The 18541-nt window shown below is 63.1% G+C and carries 18 protein-coding genes; 9 read left to right on the plus strand and 9 right to left on the minus strand.

The window, feature by feature from the left end:
* Positions 1-632, plus strand: a 632-nt coding sequence (locus EN990_RS22330; protein ID WP_164758388.1) for an NAD(P)/FAD-dependent oxidoreductase, incomplete at its 5' end; no start/stop codon positions are given.
* A gap of 3 nt (positions 633-635) precedes the next feature.
* On the opposite strand, the gene EN990_RS22335 is transcribed toward EN990_RS22330, so the two are convergent.
* Together EN990_RS22335 and EN990_RS22340 are read right to left on the minus strand one after the other, a co-directional pair.
* The gene (locus EN990_RS22335; RefSeq protein WP_064995821.1) at positions 636-2117 is read right to left on the minus strand and encodes an MDR family MFS transporter; all 1482 of its coding nucleotides are present in this window, start codon (positions 2115-2117) and stop codon (positions 636-638) included.
* Between the two features lie 203 nt (positions 2118-2320).
* Positions 2321-2980, minus strand: coding sequence for a DUF922 domain-containing protein (locus tag EN990_RS22340; protein WP_127370373.1), 660 nt, complete (start codon positions 2978-2980; stop codon positions 2321-2323).
* A 103-nt stretch (positions 2981-3083) separates the two neighbouring features.
* Between EN990_RS22340 and folP the strand changes: the two genes are divergently transcribed.
* From folP to folK, 3 genes are read left to right on the plus strand one after another with little or no spacing between them, the layout of a single operon-like run.
* Positions 3084-3935: a dihydropteroate synthase gene (folP, locus tag EN990_RS22345; RefSeq protein WP_063167918.1), complete on the plus strand. Its 852-nt coding sequence runs from the start codon at positions 3084-3086 to the stop codon at positions 3933-3935.
* Positions 3936-3938: 3 nt separating this feature from the next.
* Complete coding sequence (folB, locus tag EN990_RS22350; RefSeq protein WP_013531873.1) at positions 3939-4298, plus strand: dihydroneopterin aldolase; 360 nt, start codon at positions 3939-3941, stop codon at positions 4296-4298.
* Positions 4282-4794, plus strand: a complete 513-nt coding sequence (gene folK, locus EN990_RS22355) for a 2-amino-4-hydroxy-6-hydroxymethyldihydropteridine diphosphokinase (protein ID WP_013531872.1) — start codon at positions 4282-4284, stop codon at positions 4792-4794. The genes folB and folK overlap by 17 nt, the downstream gene beginning before the upstream one ends.
* A gap of 50 nt (positions 4795-4844) precedes the next feature.
* On the opposite strand, the gene EN990_RS22360 is transcribed toward folK, so the two are convergent.
* Together EN990_RS22360 and EN990_RS22365 are read right to left on the minus strand one after the other, a co-directional pair.
* Positions 4845-5390 (minus strand): DUF924 family protein, encoded by a 546-nt coding sequence (locus EN990_RS22360; RefSeq protein ID WP_064995823.1) that lies wholly within the window; start codon positions 5388-5390, stop codon positions 4845-4847.
* A gap of 14 nt (positions 5391-5404) precedes the next feature.
* Positions 5405-7240, minus strand: coding sequence for a monovalent cation:proton antiporter-2 (CPA2) family protein (locus tag EN990_RS22365; RefSeq protein WP_013531870.1), 1836 nt, complete (start codon positions 7238-7240; stop codon positions 5405-5407).
* Positions 7241-7400: 160 nt separating this feature from the next.
* Between EN990_RS22365 and EN990_RS22370 the strand changes: the two genes are divergently transcribed.
* The 3 genes from EN990_RS22370 to EN990_RS22380 all read left to right on the plus strand — a co-directional run bounded on the left by EN990_RS22370 (position 7401) and on the right by EN990_RS22380 (position 10108).
* Positions 7401-8390 (plus strand): AraC family transcriptional regulator, encoded by a 990-nt coding sequence (locus tag EN990_RS22370; RefSeq protein ID WP_063170228.1) that lies wholly within the window; start codon positions 7401-7403, stop codon positions 8388-8390.
* Between the two features lie 60 nt (positions 8391-8450).
* On the plus strand, positions 8451-9659 hold the full coding sequence (locus tag EN990_RS22375; RefSeq protein WP_013531868.1) for an MFS transporter: 1209 nt from the start codon (positions 8451-8453) through the stop codon (positions 9657-9659).
* Positions 9660-9841: 182 nt separating this feature from the next.
* Positions 9842-10108 carry a hypothetical protein gene (locus EN990_RS22380; protein WP_013531867.1) on the plus strand — a complete coding sequence of 89 codons (267 nt, stop codon included), beginning with the start codon at positions 9842-9844 and terminating at the stop codon, positions 10106-10108.
* Positions 10109-10203: 95 nt separating this feature from the next.
* Here EN990_RS22380 and EN990_RS22385 read toward each other — a convergent pair whose 3' ends face one another.
* The 4 genes from EN990_RS22385 to EN990_RS22400 all read right to left on the minus strand — a co-directional run bounded on the left by EN990_RS22385 (position 10204) and on the right by EN990_RS22400 (position 14027).
* Positions 10204-10758, minus strand: a complete 555-nt coding sequence (locus EN990_RS22385) for a hypothetical protein (RefSeq protein ID WP_013531866.1) — start codon at positions 10756-10758, stop codon at positions 10204-10206.
* Between the two features lie 135 nt (positions 10759-10893).
* Positions 10894-11985, minus strand: a complete 1092-nt coding sequence (locus EN990_RS22390) for a YcjF family protein (protein ID WP_013531865.1) — start codon at positions 11983-11985, stop codon at positions 10894-10896.
* On the minus strand, positions 11982-13460 hold the full coding sequence (locus tag EN990_RS22395) for a YcjX family protein (RefSeq protein WP_013531864.1): 1479 nt from the start codon (positions 13458-13460) through the stop codon (positions 11982-11984). Before EN990_RS22395 ends, EN990_RS22390 begins: the two co-directional genes overlap by 4 nt.
* Before the next feature lie 63 nt (positions 13461-13523).
* Entirely contained in the window at positions 13524-14027 is a 504-nt protein-coding gene (locus EN990_RS22400) for a histidine phosphatase family protein (RefSeq protein ID WP_024503532.1), read from the minus strand.
* A gap of 332 nt (positions 14028-14359) precedes the next feature.
* On the opposite strand from EN990_RS22400, the gene dksA reads away from it, so the two are divergent.
* Complete coding sequence (gene dksA, locus EN990_RS22405) at positions 14360-14776, plus strand: RNA polymerase-binding protein DksA (RefSeq protein WP_013531862.1); 417 nt, start codon at positions 14360-14362, stop codon at positions 14774-14776.
* Between the two features lie 185 nt (positions 14777-14961).
* On the opposite strand, the gene EN990_RS22410 is transcribed toward dksA, so the two are convergent.
* On the minus strand, positions 14962-15699 hold the full coding sequence (locus EN990_RS22410; RefSeq protein WP_024503531.1) for a flagellar biosynthetic protein FliO: 738 nt from the start codon (positions 15697-15699) through the stop codon (positions 14962-14964).
* Positions 15700-15924: 225 nt separating this feature from the next.
* Here EN990_RS22410 and EN990_RS22415 point away from each other — a divergent pair, with 225 nt between their 5' ends.
* On the plus strand, positions 15925-18507 hold the full coding sequence (locus EN990_RS22415; RefSeq protein WP_127388389.1) for an ATP-binding protein: 2583 nt from the start codon (positions 15925-15927) through the stop codon (positions 18505-18507).
* Positions 18508-18541 lie beyond the last annotated feature (34 nt).

The following is an 18541-nucleotide window of genomic DNA, read 5'->3' on the forward strand; positions in this document are numbered from 1 at the left end:
GCATCGAGCCCTATGAAGGCAAGAGCGTCTTCTATTCGGTGCGCCGGATGGAGGATTTTCGCGGCCACGACCTCGTCATTGTCGGCGGCGGCGACTCGGCGCTCGACTGGACGCTGAACCTGCAGCCGGTGGCAAAGAGCGTGACGCTGGTGCACCGGCGGCCTGAGTTCCGCGCCGCTCCCGACAGCGTCAACAAGATGTATGCCATGCAGGAGATGAAGCAGCTCGAATTCCAGGTCGGCCAGGTGACCGGATTGACCGGTGCCGACGGCCAGTTGTCATCGGCCACCATCAAGGGACCGGATGGCGACGTCGAGGTGCCTTGCACGCGCATGCTGCCGTTCTTCGGCCTGACCATGAAGCTCGGACCGATCGCGGAGTGGGGTCTCAACCTTCACGAGAACCTCATTCCGGTCGATACCGAAAAATTCCAGACATCGGTGCCCGGCATCTTCGCGGTCGGTGACATCAACTGGTATCCGGGCAAGCTGAAGCTGATCCTGTCGGGTTTCCACGAAGTGGCGCTGATGGCGCAGGCCGCCAAGCGCATCATCAGCCCCGGCGAGCGCATCGTTTTCCAGTACACGACCTCATCGACCAGCCTGCAGAAGAAGCTCGGCGTCTCCGGCTGAACTTTACTCGGCCAGCATCGGCGCCGCATTGTCGGCGTAGCCGCGAAGCTCCTTTTCGGGCATCAGCGTCAGCGTGATCAGCCCCAGCAGCAATGTAGCGGCGGCGACGGCAAAGATCATCACGAACGGCTCGACCGTCGCGCTATGGCCAGCGATCCGCACGCCTTCACCGGCAAGCGGCAAGCCGTAGCCCAGAGCGACCGCGCCGAGCATGGCGACCCCAAGCGCACTGCCAAGCGAACGCAGGAATGTCAGCACGCCCGTCGCGACGCCGAGATGCACGCGATCGACGGCGTTCTGGACCGACACGGTGGTGACCGGAAACGTCGTTCCGGTTCCAAACCCGATGCAAATCGTCAAGACCTCGACCTCCAGCAGCGTTGCATATCCTGCGACGACGGCCAGCAGGCAGAGGCACAGCATGCTGAAGACGACGCCCACCATCGCAATGCGCTTGTAGTGGGTGAAATGCGGGATCATACGCCCGCTGAATGCCGCGCCGCCGACGGTCCCCAGCAGAAGCCCAAGCATCGCGATGCCCGACTCCGCTGCCGACAAGCCGAGCACCGCCTGAAGATAGACGGGCAGGTACACAGCCATGCCGACGCTTGCGGCCTGAAGCAGGAACATCGAAAGCGTGCCCGCCAGAACGATTGGATTGCCAAGCACTTCGAGTGAGATGAGCGGCTCGGCGGCGCGCATGAGCCGCAAGGCAAAAGCGCTCCAGAAAATCGCCGAACCGCAGAGAACGCCGATGACTTCAAGCGAAGTCCAGGGATAGGCGCTGCCGCCCCAGTTCAAGGCGAGCAGCAGCAGCGCCGTGGCAATTATCAGAAGCAGCGCGCCCAGGCCGTCGATGCGATGGCGCTTTGCGGCAATGGGCAGTTTCTTGAGCGGCTTGTTGATGATCGCCATCGCAAGAAAACCAAGCGGAATGTTGATCCAGAAGATCAGTGACCAGTGCAGGTGCTCTGCGAAAGTGCCGCCGAGCAACGGACCGGCAACGCTGGCGACAGCCCATGTGCCGGAGAACCAGGCGGCATAGCGTGCCCGCTCGCGCGGCGGCACGAGATCGCCGACGACGGTCTGCGTCAAAGCGAACAAGCCGCCGCCACCGGCGCCCTGGATCGCCCGCCCGACAACCAGCACAAACATGTTGGGAGCCATCGCACTGACCACCGATCCCGCCAAAAAGATCAGGATCGCGGCGTAGACGGTCGGCCGGCGGCCGTAGACGTCGGAAATCTTGCCATAGAGCGGAGCCACCGCGGTAGCGGTCAGGAGATAACCGGTGACGATCCATGGCAGATAGTGTGCGTTTCCGAGCGCATGCCCGATGGTCGGCATGGCCGGCGCGACAATGGTCTGATCGAGTGCCGCCAACAGCATCGACAACAGCACGCCGCCGATGATGGCGTTCTTTTCGCGCTCTGTTATCGGCGTGCCGGTTTCCGCCATCGTTTTCTCATCGACAGCCTGGTCCATGATCGTTCATCCATAAGCTTGCGATTTGACCGGCGCTGTTCAGCCGCTCCGGCTTCATGACCGTTTGGATCGCATTGGTGTTTTAAGCTCGTTTGGCGAGCCTGATATATGTCGTCCCATATAGGCCGGTTTCGACGGCGGCTCGAAAGTTTTTCGAATCTGGCACTACGCTTCGGCGAATTTGGCTTTCAGTTCGGGTGCGTTCAGGCCGGCGGCAGTCGGCCGTTGCCGATGCGCTCCATGCGGTAGCGCAGCAGCCGCAAGATGCGGCTTTCGAAATTGACGCTTTCGACGCGGTCGAACTGAAGCTGGGCGCGGTCGTGCCTGGCCAGAACAGCCGCGGTGATCTCAGCCGCCTTGGCCTTGGCGGCGTCGCAGTTCTTTTGCGGGTAGGTGGCTTTCAAAGCCTCTTCGAGTTCGCCGCCATGGTTCTTGGCGATTTCGACATGGCGCTCCTCATGGCGCTTGATGTCGGCCGACAGCGTATCCCAGAACAGCCTGACATCGGCATCGGCCTTGCGCGGCCGGCGCCACTCGGGAAGGATCACCTTCACCTTGACGGTCACCACCGCGTCGGCAATCCGGCAGGAACTCGGTGTCTGCGCATAGCTGATACGGGTGGTGAAGGCCATTTGCGTAGCGCCCGGGTGCCGCGTGCCGGTGCTTTTCACCTCCGGCCCGCGTTTGGAGAGTTGTGCCTCGATGTCGTCGAGGGTGCTGCCGCCAATGGCGAAATAGCTGTACGTCTTGACGAGATTGGCCGCCGCCGCCGGGTGCGACGTTATGGCGAGCAGCAGCGCGCAAGCCAAGGATTGTTTCACGCCCAAGGACTGTTTTTTCATGCCAAGCATGGATCGTTTCATCATGTTGCCTCTTCGACCACCTTGCTTTACGGCCGTTGCCGGCGCAATGAAATTGATCCGCCAGGGATCACACATGATTGATGAACTCCATGGTCGATGAGCAATGACGGCCAGGCGATGGCAGTTGGCGCATGGACGCCATCTCGACCTCGGCGGCAAGGCCGTGGTCGTCGGCATCCTCAATGTCACGCCCGACAGCTTTTCCGACGGCGGCCAGTTCGACGCCCCTGAAAAGGCGTTGGCCCAGGCGCGCCGCATGATCGGGGAAGGGGCACTGGTTGTCGATGTCGGGGGAGAATCGACGCGCCCAGGTGCTGCCGCGGTATCGGCCAGCCAGGAACAGGCCCGCATCCTGCCGGTGATCGAAGCGCTGGCGGGCGTGAACGAGGTGCTGATTTCGGTCGATACCTATCGCGCCGACACGGCGCGGCTGGCGGTCGCCGCCGGCGCGCATATCGTCAACGATGTCTGGGGTTTGCAGCGCGAGCCCGATATTGCTCGTGTCGCCGCCGATACCGGTGCCGGGCTTGTCATCATGCATACCGGGCGGGATCGCCAGAAGCTGCCGGACGCGATTGCCGATCAGTTGGCATTCCTGCGAAGGTCGCTGGAAATCGCCCGCCAGAACGGCATCGCCGATGATCACATCGTGCTCGATCCCGGTTTCGGATTCGCCAAGGAGACGGCGGAGGAAAATCTCGACCTGATGGCACGCTTTTCGGAATTGCATGCACTCGGCCTGCCGCTGATGGCCGGCACGTCGCGAAAACGCTTCATCGGCACGGTCACCGGCCGTGATGCCGCCGACAGAGGGGTCGGAACAGCGGCGACCAGCGTCATTTTGAGGCTCCAGGGCGCCGATCTGTTTCGCGTCCACGATGTCGCATTCAACGTGGACGCATTGGCGCTCGCCGATGCTATGCTGGCGCGTCAAACCGACCGGGCGAGAAACTGATCGATGTATGTCATCCGCATGAAGAACTGCGCTTTCTTTGCCCGGCACGGCGTGCTGGACGAGGAGGAACGGCTCGGCCAGCGCTTCTATGTCGATGCCGTTCTGACCGTTGACCCAGGCCGGGCGCTTGCCGAAGATTCGATCGAGGATACAGTCCACTACGGCGTTGCATTCAGCGTCATTGAAAAGATCATCACCGGGCAGCGCCGATTTCTGATCGAGTCGCTGGCGCTCGAAGTGGCCCGTGCGCTGACGGCGCGTTTTCCGCAGATAAAGAAAGCCGAGATCACGGTGCGCAAGCCGAACGCACCAGTGCCCGGCGTGCTCGATTATGTCGAGGTGACCGTTGTCTGGCCCGAATAGTACCGTTTACCTCAGCCTTGGCGGCAATCTTGGCGATCCGGCGAAATCCATGAGCGCGGCGCTGCGCATGCTGGATGCCGACGCGGATACGCGTGTCACCGGCGTCTCCTCGCTTTATCGCACACCGCCCTGGGGCAAGCTCGATCAGCCGGATTTTCTCAATGCGGCCGCCGAAATTTCCACCGTGCTTGCACCGCGTGCCCTGCTCGACCTCTGCCTCGATGCGGAGCGCAAGCTGAAGCGGGTGCGCGAGGAGCGGTGGGGGCCGCGGCTGATCGACATCGACATTCTGGTGTTCGGCGACCGCGTCATCCACGAGACCGGGCTGGAGGTGCCGCATCCGCGCATGCTGGAGCGCGCCTTCGTGCTGGCGCCGCTGGCCGAGATCGCGCCCGGCCTGGTTGTCAGCGGTCGCAGCATCACCGATCGCCTGGTCGCCGTCGATACCTCAGGCATCGAGCGATTGTCGTCCGGCCGGGATTGGTGGCTGGCCTAGGTGCGTTGATATTCAGGTGATACCGGCCTGCAAACGGCGCAGCGAGGCCTCTAACCCGAGAAGCCGCCACCATCCAGGAACGTCTGCTCCTGCGAGGTGGTTTCGCGGCCAAGCATCTTGTTTCGATGCGGAAAACGGCCGAATTGCTCAATGATATCACGATGTTCGACAGCATACTTCAGATAGGGCTCGGCTCTGGCCTGCGTCAGCTCGACCGAAATATCCTGGTCGGCCAGTAGCTCCGAATGCTCATAAGGCAGGTAGAGGAAAACGCGGAGTTCTTCCTCGAGTGCCAGGTCATGACCAGCCGCGATCGCCTTCTCTGCGAAATATCTGGCGAGCGGATCGGTCGCGTACATATGGCCGGTGCCGCGAAAGCAGTTCCGCGGAAACTGGTCGAGCAGGATCATCAGCGCCAGCGCGCCTTCGGCATGTTCCAGCCAGTCGTCGCATTCACGCCGCGCGGCGGCGTAGTGCAGGTCGAGAAAGCGGTCGCGGAACTCGGCATCGAATGCTTCGTTCTTCTCGAACCAGGCATCCTCGCCGGCATCGCGCCAGAATTTGGTGACCGACAGGGCTCTGCTGTCCAATTCCATACCTAATTCCTTGCTCAATCGGCGGGTTCGGACTTGTGCAGCACACCCGCGGTCTCTTCGTTGAGTGCCTGACCAGGCCGGCGCGGCGTCGAGAGCGGTGTCGGAATCGGCGTGCCGATATTGCCTCTCAGGAAGCGCTGTCCGGCGCGAATGCCTTCGGCGAGCTGGGTTTCGAAGCGGTCGGTGTCGCGGCGCCTGACATCTTCGATCGTTTCAGCCACGTCTTCGGGATCGACGCCCAGAGATTCCAGGGCCGAGCCGCCGAAAACAAGTGCGGATTCGAAGGTTTCGCGCAGTTGGTAGTCGACGCCGGCACGTATGAGCTGCAGCGCCGTTCCACGGTCGAATGCGCGGGCCAGCACGGTGAGCAGTGGGAATTCGGCCTTGATCAGCTGGGCGATGCGAACAGCCACATCGGCCTTGTCGACGCAGATCAGCACGGCGCGCGCCCGGCCGGCACCGGCGGCATGCAGGATGTCCAGCCGCGTGCCGTCGCCATAGTAGACCTTGAAGCCGAAATCGGCCGCCGCCTGGATCATTTCGACGTCATTGTCGATGATCGAGACGTCGATGCCGCGCAGCAGCAGCGGCTGGCTGGCGATCTGGCCGAAGCGGCCGAAGCCGATGATCAGCACGCTGCCGGTCAGGCCATCGGCGACGTCGACGCCGTCGAGCGACTGCTCGTCGCGCGGCGTCAGATAGCGCAAGGCGATGATGGCCAGCGGCGTCAGCACCATGGAGATGATGACGATCGCCGTCAGCGTCGCATTGGCGTTGCCGTCGATGATACCGACCGCCGCGGCCGCCGAATAAAGGACAAAGGCGAACTCACCGCCTTGCGCCATGAAGACCGCGCGCTCAAGCGCCTCGCGGTGGCTGGTTTTCAGGATACGGGCGACGATGTAGATGCCGAATGCCTTCATCACCATGTAGGCGACGACATAGATGGCAATCAGCCGCCAGTTCGCCGCGACCACATGCAGGTCGAGCGACATGCCCACCGCGAGAAAGAACAGACCGAGCAGGATGCCGCGGAACGGTTCGATATCGGCTTCAAGCTGATGGCGGAAGGTCGATTCGGACAAAAGCACACCGGCCAGGAAGGCGCCCATCGCCATCGACAGGCCGCTGAGCTGCATGGCAAGCGCGGATCCGAGAACGACCAGAAGTGCCGCCGCCGTCATCACCTCGCGGGCACGGGCATCCGCCAGGATGCGGAAGAACGGATTGAGCAGATAACGGCCGGCCACAACCAGGCCGACGATCGCGGCGAGGCCGATGCCGACCTCGGTCAGCCGCTCCGATAGGCTGGTGTCGGCACCGCCGGGCGCCAGAAACGCGATCAGGGCCAGCAGCGGCACGATGGCAAGATCCTCGAGCAGCAGGACCGATACGATGCGCTGACCTTTCGGCGCGGCGATTTCGCCGCGTTCCTCGAGAAGCTGCATGACGATCGCTGTCGAGGTCAGCACGAAGCCGGCGCCGGCGACGAAGGATTGCGCGATTGGAAACCCTCCAGCCATGCCGACCCCGGTCAGCAGGAGCGCGCAGACGCCGACCTGCAACGCACCGAGGCCAAAGATCTCGCGGCGCAGGCCCCAGAGCCGCGATGGCTGCATTTCCAGCCCGATGATGAACAGGAACATCACCACGCCGAGTTCGGCGACATGAAGAATGGCTTCCGATTCGGAAAAGACGCCGAGGCCGAACGGGCCGATCACCACGCCGGCAGCCAGATAGCCGAGGATCGAGCCGAGGCCCATGCGCTTGAAGATGGGAACGGCGACGACACCGGCAGCAAGCAGCGCCACCACCTGAACCAGATCACTGCCCGATGCTTCCGCCGCCATGCCTCTTGTCCCTGTGTCTTGCAGCACTCCTTGCATGCAGTTGGAGCGGGAGGCAAGGCGAGAAATCTGCCGGAAAGGGTAGGGTGCCGTTGCAGTGATTGACTTGGTGGAACAACGGTCCCCGCTTGCCTGCCGGACGTTCGGCATCTATATTGCGTATATGTTTGACCATTCGTCCCGGCCGTCCTCGCCGCCACATATCCCGATGGATGCGCTCAGCGAAGTTCTGCAAGACTTTCGCTTGAGTGGTGTCAACTATGGCCGCTGCGAACTCCGGCACCCATGGAGCATAGACTTTCCGCAACAACAGCTGCTTCGGTTTCACTTTGTCGGCCAGGGCCCATGCTGGATTCATACTGAATCGCAAGGCTGGCAGGAGCTGCGCGATGGCGATCTGGTGCTGCTGCCGCAAGGCATCGCCCATCGGCTGGCGAGCGCGCCGGACGTTGCAGGGGGCTCGCTCGAAGGTTGCCAGGTGATCAAGTTGGGGGGCAACGTCTGCGAAGTGGTACGGCAAGGAACGGGCGCGACGAGCACCCTTTTCTGCGGCTCCATGGCCTTGGACTCCTATGCGCTCAACCCATTGATCACGTTGATGCCGCCTGTCATCAAGGGTTGCGACGTGGCCGGCAATGACCCGGTCGTCGGTCCTTTGCTGGCGGCCATGACGGTGGAGGCCTCGCAGCCGCAGATGGGCAGCGCCACGATTCTGTCGCGTATGGCCGACTTGCTGACGGCCCGGCTCATACGCTGCTGGGTCAATTGCAACGGAGCCTCGACCACCGGTTGGCTCGCAGCCATCCGCGACCCCCATATAGGCCGCGCTTTGGCGGCCATGCACCGCGACCCCGGCCACAACTGGACGCTGGGAAGCCTGGCCGGCGTGGCAGGCCAATCGCGCTCGATTTTCGCCGAGCGTTTCAGTGCGGTATTGGGGGAGGGTGCCGCACACTATCTCGCCCGCCTGCGCATGCAGCTTGCCCGCGAATTGCTGGGCCAAAACGGCTTGTCGGTTGCCGAAGTCGCTACCCGTTTGGGCTATGATTCGGAGGCATCCTTCGCGCGCGCGTTCAAGCGCATCACCAATGTCTCGCCGGGCGTTGTGCGTCGCACAATTCCCGGACGAATGGATATGAATTTCGGATTCTAAGATACATATCATCCGAGCGGACTCGCCTATTTAAGACCTCCAAACTTTGGAGATCTTTCCGTGACTGACACAACATTACAGCTTGAAGACGCCGCGACTGGCCTTGATGCCGATGCACCAGCCGCGTGGAGCGCAGCCACCTGGTTCGCGGTGATTTCATTGGCGGCCACCAGCTTTGCCTTGGTGTCGGCCGAATTCCTGCCCGCAGGTCTGCTGACGCCAATGGCACGTGATCTCGGCATCAGCGAGGGGACGGCCGGACAGGTCGTCACCGCCACCGCTTCCGTCGGCGCCGTGACGGCCATGTTGAGCAATGTTCTCATCGGCCGCTTGAACCGCAAGGCGGTGCTGGTTGGTCTCAGTGCTCTTGCGGTCGGTTCCAATGTCCTGGCGGCGCTGGCGACCGATTTCTGGCTGTTGTTGTTGGGCCGGGCCGGGCTGGGCATCGCTCTCAGTGCTTTCTGGGCACTTTCGGTCGCCGTCGTGGCGAGGCTTGTTGGCGCCAGCGCGACGGGGCGGGGCATGGCGATCGTCACCCTGGGCGTCTCGCTCGCAACCATTGCCGCACCGTCGATGGGCGCGTTGATCAGTGACTGGATAGGGTGGCGCAGTGCCATGGCCATGACGGCGGGGCTGGCCGCGCTTGCCATGCTGCTGCAGTTTCTCAGCCTGCCGACCTTGCCCGCAACGGCAAGCAACAGCCTTGCAGATGTATTTCGGCTGACCCGGCGGCGCGGCATCCAACTCGGCATGCTGGCTATCCTTTTGCTGATGACGGGGCATTTTGCCGGCTCGGTCTATGTGCGTCCCTTCCTCGAACAGGTGACACTCCTTACAACCGGACCGATTGCCTTGGCTCTGCTCGGGTTTGGCATCGCTGCCGTGATCGGTAATATTGCCGGCGGCCGCATGGCCGACACCAACATCCACATGGCCCTCGCAGTCACCGCGGCGTTGATGGCGGTTGCGGCACTTACTTTGGTGCTTTGGGGCTCGCATATCGGCGTTGCCTTCGGCTTCGTTACGCTGTGGGGTTTCGCCTTTGGCATGGCGCCGGTGGTGCTGCCGACCAATATGTCGCGCGCGGCGCCTGATGCGCTGGAGGCAGCGGGCAGCCTGATGGTCACCTCTTTCCAAATTGCCATCACCATCGGCGCGGTTGTCGGCGGCTATGTCGTGGACACCTATGGCGCGACTGGGCCTTTGACTCTGACTGCTATCCTTGCCGCATCGACCGCTGTCTTGGCGCTGCTGCAGCCTCGCAGCTGAACTTTGCAGCCGCCGATACAGTAGCCTCAAATCCTGCCGCCAGCGATGTTGCAGGCGCGATACACAAGTTGAGGCCGGGAACACGTTGCATCTTGCCGCAATCGAAGGCTAAGGACGCTCGGCTTCGGCCATTGGAGGGTGATCGACGATCAAGTCGCGCCCTTTTTGAGGAGATGACTGACATGAAGAAGTTTTTGTTTGTTGCCGTCGGCCTGGCGGTGCTTGCCGGTTCGGCTTGCTCGAAGGCGCCTGAGTGCACGGCGGAGATCGCGACCAAGAAGGCGCAGGACATGGCTGCAGCACTTCAGGAGGCGATCACCAAGGACCCGGCCAAGGCGGCTGATCTGACCGCCAAGGTCCAGGCGGTGACAACCAAGTATCAGGGCGCCACGACATTGGCCGACGCCTGCAAGGCCTATGACGAAGTGACGGCCGCGATCAAGGGCTGACACCCTGATTTGAGATCAAGGCCTAAGCGCCTGATTCGATGGGCTCAAGTGAGAGGGCGGTGACCGTTGGGTCGCCGCCTTTTTCCTTGGTTTTTTCAGTTCGGCGCGATGGAGCCGACTTCGACCGCGTCGACCCGCTTCAGGCTCATGCCGATCACCGGCACCAATTGGTCGTTGACGCGCACGGCGATAGTCACCGTCATCGAATTGTCGTCAGGGATGCGAGCCTGCATGACGCCGCGCAGCTGGTTGCGGTTGATGGTGAAGACCACCTTGCGGGGATCGACGACGTTGCCGCCGATGATGTCGAGGCCGGAACCGGTCGCGCCACCCATGAAGCTGCCCTTGTAGCCCTCGCGGCCCTTGCGCTCGATTTTGGCCGACATTGGCTGGGTGAACACACCGACCCGGCAGCCGCCGTCGAGCGACATGCCGACCTTGCCGTCGGGCGTCGAGCCGGTGAAGCTGCAGTTGAACTTGGTGCCCTTGTACTTGCCGGCGACGATTTCGCCGGGACCGATCCACTTGCCTTCGGCAGACTGGAAGAACTGCTTGTCCGGCTCCGCCGCAGAGGCCACTCCGGCAATGCCGACGACTGTCGTAATCACCGTTGCCAGGGACAGGACGCTGGATAGAATTACGCTTTTCATCGACGACACCCGGCAACAAAGATGCTGTTTGGAACCGGTCTGACCATGAACAAGATTGGTTAATGCTTCGTCACCGCGGGGCCGCCGCAGAGCAGTCCGGTAACGATTCCGAATGCCCGGACACTCCAGCCCGGCTCACTTGCCGGAGGGGGTCGTTGCACCGTCTTTCCTGGTTGCGAACGATGTCAGCGCCGAGAGGAAGTCGCCCAATCCGGGACGTTTGGCGGCGCTGAAGGGCAGGGGTCGAGCCGTCTCCATCGCGGCGATGCCGATGCGCGCCGTCATCATGCCGTTGACGACGCCCTCGCCAAGCTTGGCCGAAAGACGCGCGGCCAGGCCGTGGCCAACGATCTGCTGGACGACACTGTCGCCGACCGCGATCGAACCGGTGACCGCCAGATGCGCCAGAACGCTGCGCGCCAGGCGGAAGAAACCCAGCGTTCCCGGCCGTCCGCCATAGAGTTCCGACAGGCGCCGAATGAGCCGCCCGGCCTCGAACACGACATAGGCAACATCGACCAGTGCGCGTGGACTGACCGCCGTCACCAGCGAGACGCGTTTGGCAGCTTCGAGAATCATCACTTTCGCTCTGGCATCGAGTGGTCCGAGAATTTCAGCCTCCGCCAGGCGCACGAGATTGCCGCCGTCGATGATTTCGCCGCGCAATTCGGCCAGCGCGCGCCGGCCGGCCGCGGTCTCGGGTTTGGCCGAGACAAAGGCCGACAATTCGTCGACGACCGATCGTGCCGCCTTGGGATCGTCGCGGGCGATCGCATCGAGCGCCCGCTTCTGCAGCTTTTCGACCTCGGCGAGGCGGGCGATCGCCAGGAATTCGCGAATCAGGATCACCACAAGCGCCAGCACGGCGATGGCGGCCATGCCGGCGGCCAGCCAGCCCAGCCACTCAGCGCGCGCAAAGAGGTCGCGTATGAGCTGGTCGGTCCACAGGCCGACCGCCAGCGAAACCAGCACGCCGAAGGCGCCGAAGAAGATGCTGCCGAGCAGCGAGCGTTTCCTGGGGGCGACGGCTGGTGGCGGCTCCGCGGCAATGATGTCGGGCTCGTCGAAGACATCGACTTTCGCCGGAATGACCATCGCGACATGGGTTTTCATCGCGCGGGGTTTGCGCTGGGTGTCGGCCTGGATGTTGCGCGGCTCAGGGGCCGCTTGTCTCGGTGGGGCTTCCGGTTCGATGCGGAATGCCGCCGGCTTGCGGGGCGCGGTCATGCCAGATGATCTCCGATCAGGAACTGCAAGGCACGGTCGAGCCTGATATGCGGCAGCGACAGCGTGACGCCTTCGGCCGTGCGTTCGAGCTTTGGGGGACGGAAACGGACGAAGCGGATTGCAGGGTCCGCGGAGTCCTGCCTGTGATCGGCTCCCGAAACATCGAAAACCGCATCAATATTCTCCGGTAAGTCACCGGGAAATATGGCTGTTTCAGTTTTTCCATCGAAGGTTTCGCCGTTGATCTTCTCACCGGCTATCGGCGTGCCGATGATGACGGGAAGCGTCTCCCGGCCTTGCCTGACGGTGCCTTCGCGCGTCGCGCGCACCGCCGCCATGGCGACCACATCGACATCGGCGCCGGTGAAATTCGCCCGTGCCACGGCGCGGTCGGCAAGCCGCCGCACGATCGCCTGCAGCCGGTCATGGCTTTCGTGATGCAGATGGTCGGCCTTGGTCGCGGCAACCAGGATGCGGTCGATGCGCCGCGAGAACAGATCGGTGAGGAAGCTGCCCCGGCCGGGGCGAAAACAGCTGAGGATCTCGGTCACCGCGCGTTCCAGGTCGGCCATGGCGCCCGGGCCGGCGTTCAGCGCCTGCATAGCGTCGATCAGCACGATCTGGCGGTCGAGGCGGGTGATGTGTTCCCGGAAAAAGGGTTTGACGACATGCGTCTTGTAGGCCTCATAGCGCCTGTCCATCATGGCGTGCAGCGAGCCTGCGCGCGGGCGCTTGTCGTCGATCCCGGCCAGTGGCGCGAAGGTCAGGGCCGGCGAGCCTTCGAGATCGCCCGGCATCAGGAAGCGGCCGGGCGGCAAGGTCGAAAGCGCCCGCTCGTCGAGCTTGCAGGCCTTCAGATAGGCGGCGAAACTCTCGGCCAGGCGGCGCGCCGTCATCTCGTCGGCATCGGCGTTCGGGTCGATCCCGGCCGATAGTGCCCGCCAGGCTTGCGACAGGTCCTCGCGCACCGGCAGAACAGCCATTTCAAAGGCTTCGTGGGAAAAATCGGCGAAGGATTTGCCGAGCAGCGGCAGATCGAGCAGCCATTCGCCGGGATAGTCGACGATATCGACCGACAATCTGCCCGAGGAAAACATGCGGCTCCAGCCGGAAGCCGATTCATATTCGATGGTCAGCCGCAGCTCCGAAATGGCGCGCGTCGAATCGGGCCAGACGCGGTCGTTGACCAAGGCTGCGATGTGGTCCTCGTACTGGAAACGCGGCACCGCGTCGTCGGGCTGCTGCTCGAGGAAGGCGCGCGCGATGCGCCCCGATTTCTGCGCCTCAAACAGCGGCAGGCGCCCGCCATGGATCAAATTGTGGACAAGGGCCGATATGAACACCGTTTTGCCGGCGCGGGACAATCCGGTCACGCCGAGGCGCAGCGATGGGGAAAAAAGCCCGGTGGCGCGGCCCGATAGCGTGTCGAGGGCAATCCTCGCCTCGTCGGTGAAGGTGGTCAGCGATGATGCCAAAATATGCTCTCTCGAACTTCGGTCCGTCCGATATAGGCGCTGCAACAAGGCTTTGAAATGGCTTCAGAGATCGGCCGGCGTCAGGAACACTTCGAGATAGCCGGTGCCTTGGGCGGCGCTGGCAAGATCGCCGTCGAAGCGGACGACCGCCAGGCCCGCGGTCGGGAACCCATGGTTCAGTGTGGCCCGCGCAGCCTCGTCGCCGCCGCCCGAAACTGCCAAGGCAAGGTCTTCCATCATCGGGTTGTGGCCGATGACCAGCAACGAGCCCGATCCGCCATTGTTCTTGATAAGGTTGAGATAACCGGCCGCGTCCGCGCTGTAGAGCCCGTCGAAGAACAGGACCCGGCCGGTGTCGGTCTGGCCGGCCAGGCCTTCCAGCGTCTCTTTGGCGCGTTTGGCGTTGGAGCACAGCGTCCGGTCCGGAACATAGAGGCGGGAGCGCATGGCGGCGCCCATCATTTCGGCATCGGCGCGGCCGGACGCATCGAGCGGACGGTCGAAATCGCGCATGCCGGGCAATGCCCAGCCTGCCTTGGCATGTCGCAACAGATAAAGCCTGCTCACCCAACCTCCGAATGCCGAAGCCTTCCGGGATTAGCCACGAGAACGGCGTCGCGCACAATGGCCCGTGCTCTTCAAACACGGCGAATCAGCCAACGCTGGCTGCTGCAAAAGGCGCTTGCATATCGGCCCCGGGGTCACCGCGATCAGGGAAAATATGCGTCACCGGATCCAAAGTGTCGCGGCGGAGTTTGTACCAAAGCGACCGTACGCGGCTGCAAAGACGCGTGCCCAGGTACTTTAACAATTGCGTGAAACAGCGGCCGATTGCGCTTGTGCAGGCGTCGGACGACGAATATATAGGCGCCAAATTTGGGGCAGTTTGGGTGAGTCGAATGAACGACATCGTTACCGCCGATTACGTACCCTCCGAAGACGAGCCGTTCATGAACGAGCGGCAGAAATCCTACTTCCGCTCAAAGCTCGTCACCTGGAAGAATGACATATTGCGCGAAGCGCGCGAAACACTGGAAATCCTGCAGCAAGAAAACGCCAACCACCCCGATCTGGCCGATCGCGCCTCTTCGGAAACCGACCGTGCCATCGAACTCAGGGCCCGCGACCGTCAGCGCAAGCTCATTGCAAAGATCGATTCCGCCCTGCAACGCATCGACGAAGGCACCTACGGCTATTGCGAAGAAACCGGCGAGCCGATCGCGCTGAAGCGGCTCGATGCACGTCCGATCGCGACATTGTCGATCGAAGCGCAGGAGCGGCATGAGCGCCGCGAAAAAGTCTATCGCGACGACTGAAGCTCACGGCCGGCTGTCTCGAACGAACTCGATTCTGAAAATGGCCGGTTTTCCGGCCATTTTCATTGGTGCGGCATCCACCGCTCAGGGCGCGCGAAGATCGAAAACCCTCGGGGCTTCGGACGAGGTGGTTCGGCAGCCGGACCGGCGACGGTGTTTCGCGGGGATAGCGACCCGGCGGTCGCTCATTTCTTCTGGCTGGAGAGTTCACCGAGAAGCTTGGTCATCTCGTCGTCGAGCGACTGCGGCGCCGCCGGCTTGCCCACCTGGCCGCCCGAACGGGGCTGGTCCAGTGATACTTCAAGTTCTCTCATCAGCGTGTCGTCGATGCTGTCCTGCACCGGCTGCGGTGGTGGCGGGGCGTGCCGGGCGGTGTTGGCGTTGGCGGAGCCGTAGGCGGGCAACGGCGTGACATTGGTCGGCTGGTAGCTTTGCGTTGCCGGCTTCGGTGCAGGTGCCGGCGGCGCTGTCGGACGGGGGCGGGCGGGCGGCGTCGTATTCACCGGCTGTGGAGCGGGTGCCTGTCTCAGCGGCGGCGGAGCGGGTTGCGGCGGACGCGGCCTTGTCGGAGCGGCGGCCGGAACCGGCTGCAAGCCGCCATCTCCAGTCAATGCCGGCCGGCGCGGCGCCGAAAGCCGGATATCGCGCTCGACGACGACGTCGGTCGGACCGCCGATCAGAAGCAGATGTTCGATGTCGTCGCGGCGTATCAGCACCAATCTGCGATGGCTGTCGACGGCGGTGGCATCCATGACGGCCAGTCGCGTCTTGCGGTTCCGGCCGCCGGCGACGAAGGTTCCGAATGTCAGGTTGCGCACCAGCTTGACGATGACGAGAACGATGACCAGCAGGACGAGCGCTGCAAACGTCCACAACAATGCTGCGGCATAACCGGGACCTGCCACGCTATCGAGCCATTGCATTGGTTTCCCCTGATCGCCCCTTGGAAGTGATAAGACACTAGACCGTTGAAGCGGGCCACCGCAAGTTGCGTTTCACGCTGTTGAACAGCTTGAAAAACTCCGAAGGCCGGAAGACATCATTTTTATCCGACATTTGCCGCCCAGGCCTTTTCCGGACTAGGAGAATGTGATTCAACCCGGTACGGGGCGGGTGTCGGAACACCGGAATTCACGAGCAGGGGGCACATGGCCAAGGAAGCGCGCGGCGATTTCTATCCGGTACCGATCGTCGACCAGAATACGCGACCGGGCGCGGTTACCCGGCTTATCATTTTCATCGTCGTTCTGACGGGGGCCGCGATCGTCTTCGGTCTTTTCCGCGAGCGCCTCGGCGATCCTTTCCTGCTCGGCATGCTCGGCGTGCTGGCGATGATCGGCGTCGGCTTCCTGTTCGCGACGGCGATCGGCTTCGTGCAGGTCACGCCACGCTCGACAGGCGACGAACTGTCGAAATCCTTCGTCGATTCGATGTCGCAGGGGCTTCTCGTCACCGACACCAAGGGCCGCGTCGTCTACGCCAACCGCGCCTATGCGGATATGACCGGAGCATCGTCCGCTGCCGATCTGAAGACCGTCGAGGGATTGCTCTCGGATGTCCCCGAAGCCTCGGTGACGATCTATCGCCTGGCGTCCGGCCTTCGCGACGGCCAGCCGGGCGACGGCGAGTTTAGGCTCGCACAGTCCATTCGGCCCGGTGCCGAGCCGGGCGCCCGCTGGTACCGCGCGCGCGCCCGCGCCTTCAGCGTTCCGGGCCAGCGGCTGCCGATGCTGGCCTGGCAGCTTGCCGATATCTCGCAGGAGCGGGCCGAGCAGGAGCGCTTCTTCCTCGATCTGCAGAAGGCGATCGATCACCTCGACCACGCGCCGGCCGGCTTCTTTTCGGCCGACCAGGAGGGCCGCGTCACCTACATAAACGCCACGCTCGCCGAATGGCTGGGCATCGACCTCACCAGCTTCACGCCCGGCGCCGTGTCTCTGTCGGAGATCGTGGCCGGCGACGGCATGGCGCTGGTCCGCTCGGTCAAGGCCGACCCTGGCACCACACGCAACGCGGTGATCGATCTCGATTTGACGACCATGACGGGCGAAGCGCTGCCGGTGCGCTTCATGCACCGCGTTTCGGCCAGCCGCGAAGGATTGAATGGGCCGACACGCACGATCGTGCTCAACCGCACGCAAGGCGAGGATGCCTCTGCCGATTTGCGGGCTTCGGAAGTGCGCTTCACCCGCTTCTTCAACTCGACACCGATGGCAATCGCCGGCGTCGACCACAACGGACGCATCCTGCGCACCAATGCGCCGTTTTTGTCGTTGTTTTCGTCTGTCGTCGATCGCGACGCCGTCGACCGTCGCGTGCGGCTCGACACGGTAATCCACGAACGCGACCGGCCGGCCTTCGCGGCTGCCTTCGAGAAAGCGCAGCAGCGGCAGGCCGACATCGAGCCGATCGACACGCTTCTGCCCGGCAACGACGAACGGCACATCCGCTTCTACGTCAACGCCGTCGCCGACGGCACCGGCGGCGAGGGCGGCGAGGGCGCCGAGGAGTCGGCCATCGTCTACGCCGTCGAGACAACGGAGCAGAAAGCGCTCGAAGGGCAGATGGCGCAAAGCCAGAAGATGCAGGCAGTCGGCCAGCTTGCCGGCGGCATCGCGCATGATTTCAACAATGTGCTGACCGCCATCATCATGGCGTCCGACCTTTTGTTGACCAATCACCGCCCGTCGGACCCGTCCTTCCCAGACATCATGAACATCAAGCAGAATGCCAACCGGGCGGCTTCGCTGGTGCGGCAGTTGCTGGCCTTCTCGCGCAAGCAGACATTGCGGCCGGAAGTGCTCAACCTGACCGACGTGCTCGCCGATCTCAGGATGCTGCTGGCCCGCCTTGTCGGCAACGACATCAAGCTGAAGGTCGACCATGGCCGCGACCTGTGGCCGGTCAAGGTCGATATCGGGCAGTTCGAACAGGTGGTGGTCAACCTTGCGGTCAACGCGCGCGATGCTATGCCGGCGGGCGGCGATCTGACCGTGCGCCCCCGCAATGTAACCGCCGAGGAGTGCAAGGCCTTTTCCTACCGCGAACTCGCCCCGGCGGACTATGTCGTGGTCGAAGTCGAGGACACCGGCAGCGGCATCGCGCCCGACGTGCTGAAGAAGATATTCGAGCCCTTCTTCACCACCAAGGAAGTCGGCAAAGGCACCGGCCTTGGCCTGTCGATGGTCTACGGCATCATCAAGCAGACCGGCGGCTTCATCTTCTGCGATTCCGAAGTCGGCAAAGGCTCGACTTTCCGCATTTTCCTGCCGCGTCACATCGCCGAAGCGAAAAAAGCAGGCGAGCCCGGCGATGCGCCGGCGGCGCCGGCAAAGGTCGCCGATCCGGCCAAGGATCTGTCGGGCTCGGCCACGGTGCTGCTCGTCGAGGACGAGGATGCCGTGCGCATGGGCGGCATGCGGGCGCTGACCTCGCGCGGCTACACCGTGCACGAGGCATCGTCGGGCGTCGAGGCGCTGGAAGTGTTCGAGGCGCTGGGCGGCAAGGTCGATATCGTCGTTTCCGACGTGGTGATGCCGGAAATGGACGGGCCGACGCTGCTCGGCGAATTGCGCAAGCGCCAGCCCGACATCAAGTTCGTCTTCGTGTCCGGCTATGCCGAGGACGCATTCGCCAGAAACCTGCCGGCAGATGCGCATTTCGGCTTCCTGCCCAAGCCGTTTTCGCTCAAGCAACTGGCCACGATCGTCAAGGACGTGCTGGAGTCCTAGAGCCTTCCCCATGTTCCTCCTTGCGCAACGCTGT

The organism is Mesorhizobium sp. M7A.F.Ca.US.005.03.1.1, from assembly GCF_003997975.1.
GTDB lineage: Bacteria > Pseudomonadota > Alphaproteobacteria > Rhizobiales > Rhizobiaceae > Mesorhizobium > Mesorhizobium ciceri.

Bases quoted from the DNA above. Each gene is read 5' to 3' on its own strand.
- EN990_RS22360 (WP_064995823.1), bottom strand. From the start codon at position 5,390: ATGGAATTGGACAGCAGAGCCCTGTCGGTCACCAAATTCTGGCGCGAT.
- EN990_RS22365 (WP_013531870.1), bottom strand. From the start codon at position 7,240: ATGGCGGCGGAAGCATCGGGCAGTGATCTGGTTCAGGTGGTGGCGCTG.
- EN990_RS22340 (WP_127370373.1), bottom strand. From the start codon at position 2,980: ATGAAACGATCCATGCTTGGCATGAAAAAACAGTCCTTGGGCGTGAAA.
- folB (WP_013531873.1), top strand. From the start codon at position 3,939: ATGTATGTCATCCGCATGAAGAACTGCGCTTTCTTTGCCCGGCACGGC.
- EN990_RS22335 (WP_064995821.1), bottom strand. From the start codon at position 2,117: ATGGACCAGGCTGTCGATGAGAAAACGATGGCGGAAACCGGCACGCCG.
- EN990_RS22410 (WP_024503531.1), bottom strand. From the start codon at position 15,699: ATGCAATGGCTCGATAGCGTGGCAGGTCCCGGTTATGCCGCAGCATTG.
- EN990_RS22385 (WP_013531866.1), bottom strand. From the start codon at position 10,758: ATGAAAAGCGTAATTCTATCCAGCGTCCTGTCCCTGGCAACGGTGATT.
- EN990_RS22380 (WP_013531867.1), top strand. From the start codon at position 9,842: ATGAAGAAGTTTTTGTTTGTTGCCGTCGGCCTGGCGGTGCTTGCCGGT.
- dksA (WP_013531862.1), top strand. From the start codon at position 14,360: ATGAACGACATCGTTACCGCCGATTACGTACCCTCCGAAGACGAGCCG.
- folP (WP_063167918.1), top strand. From the start codon at position 3,084: ATGACGGCCAGGCGATGGCAGTTGGCGCATGGACGCCATCTCGACCTC.
- EN990_RS22370 (WP_063170228.1), top strand. From the start codon at position 7,401: ATGTTTGACCATTCGTCCCGGCCGTCCTCGCCGCCACATATCCCGATG.
- EN990_RS22390 (WP_013531865.1), bottom strand. From the start codon at position 11,985: ATGACCGCGCCCCGCAAGCCGGCGGCATTCCGCATCGAACCGGAAGCC.
- EN990_RS22415 (WP_127388389.1), top strand. From the start codon at position 15,925: ATGGCCAAGGAAGCGCGCGGCGATTTCTATCCGGTACCGATCGTCGAC.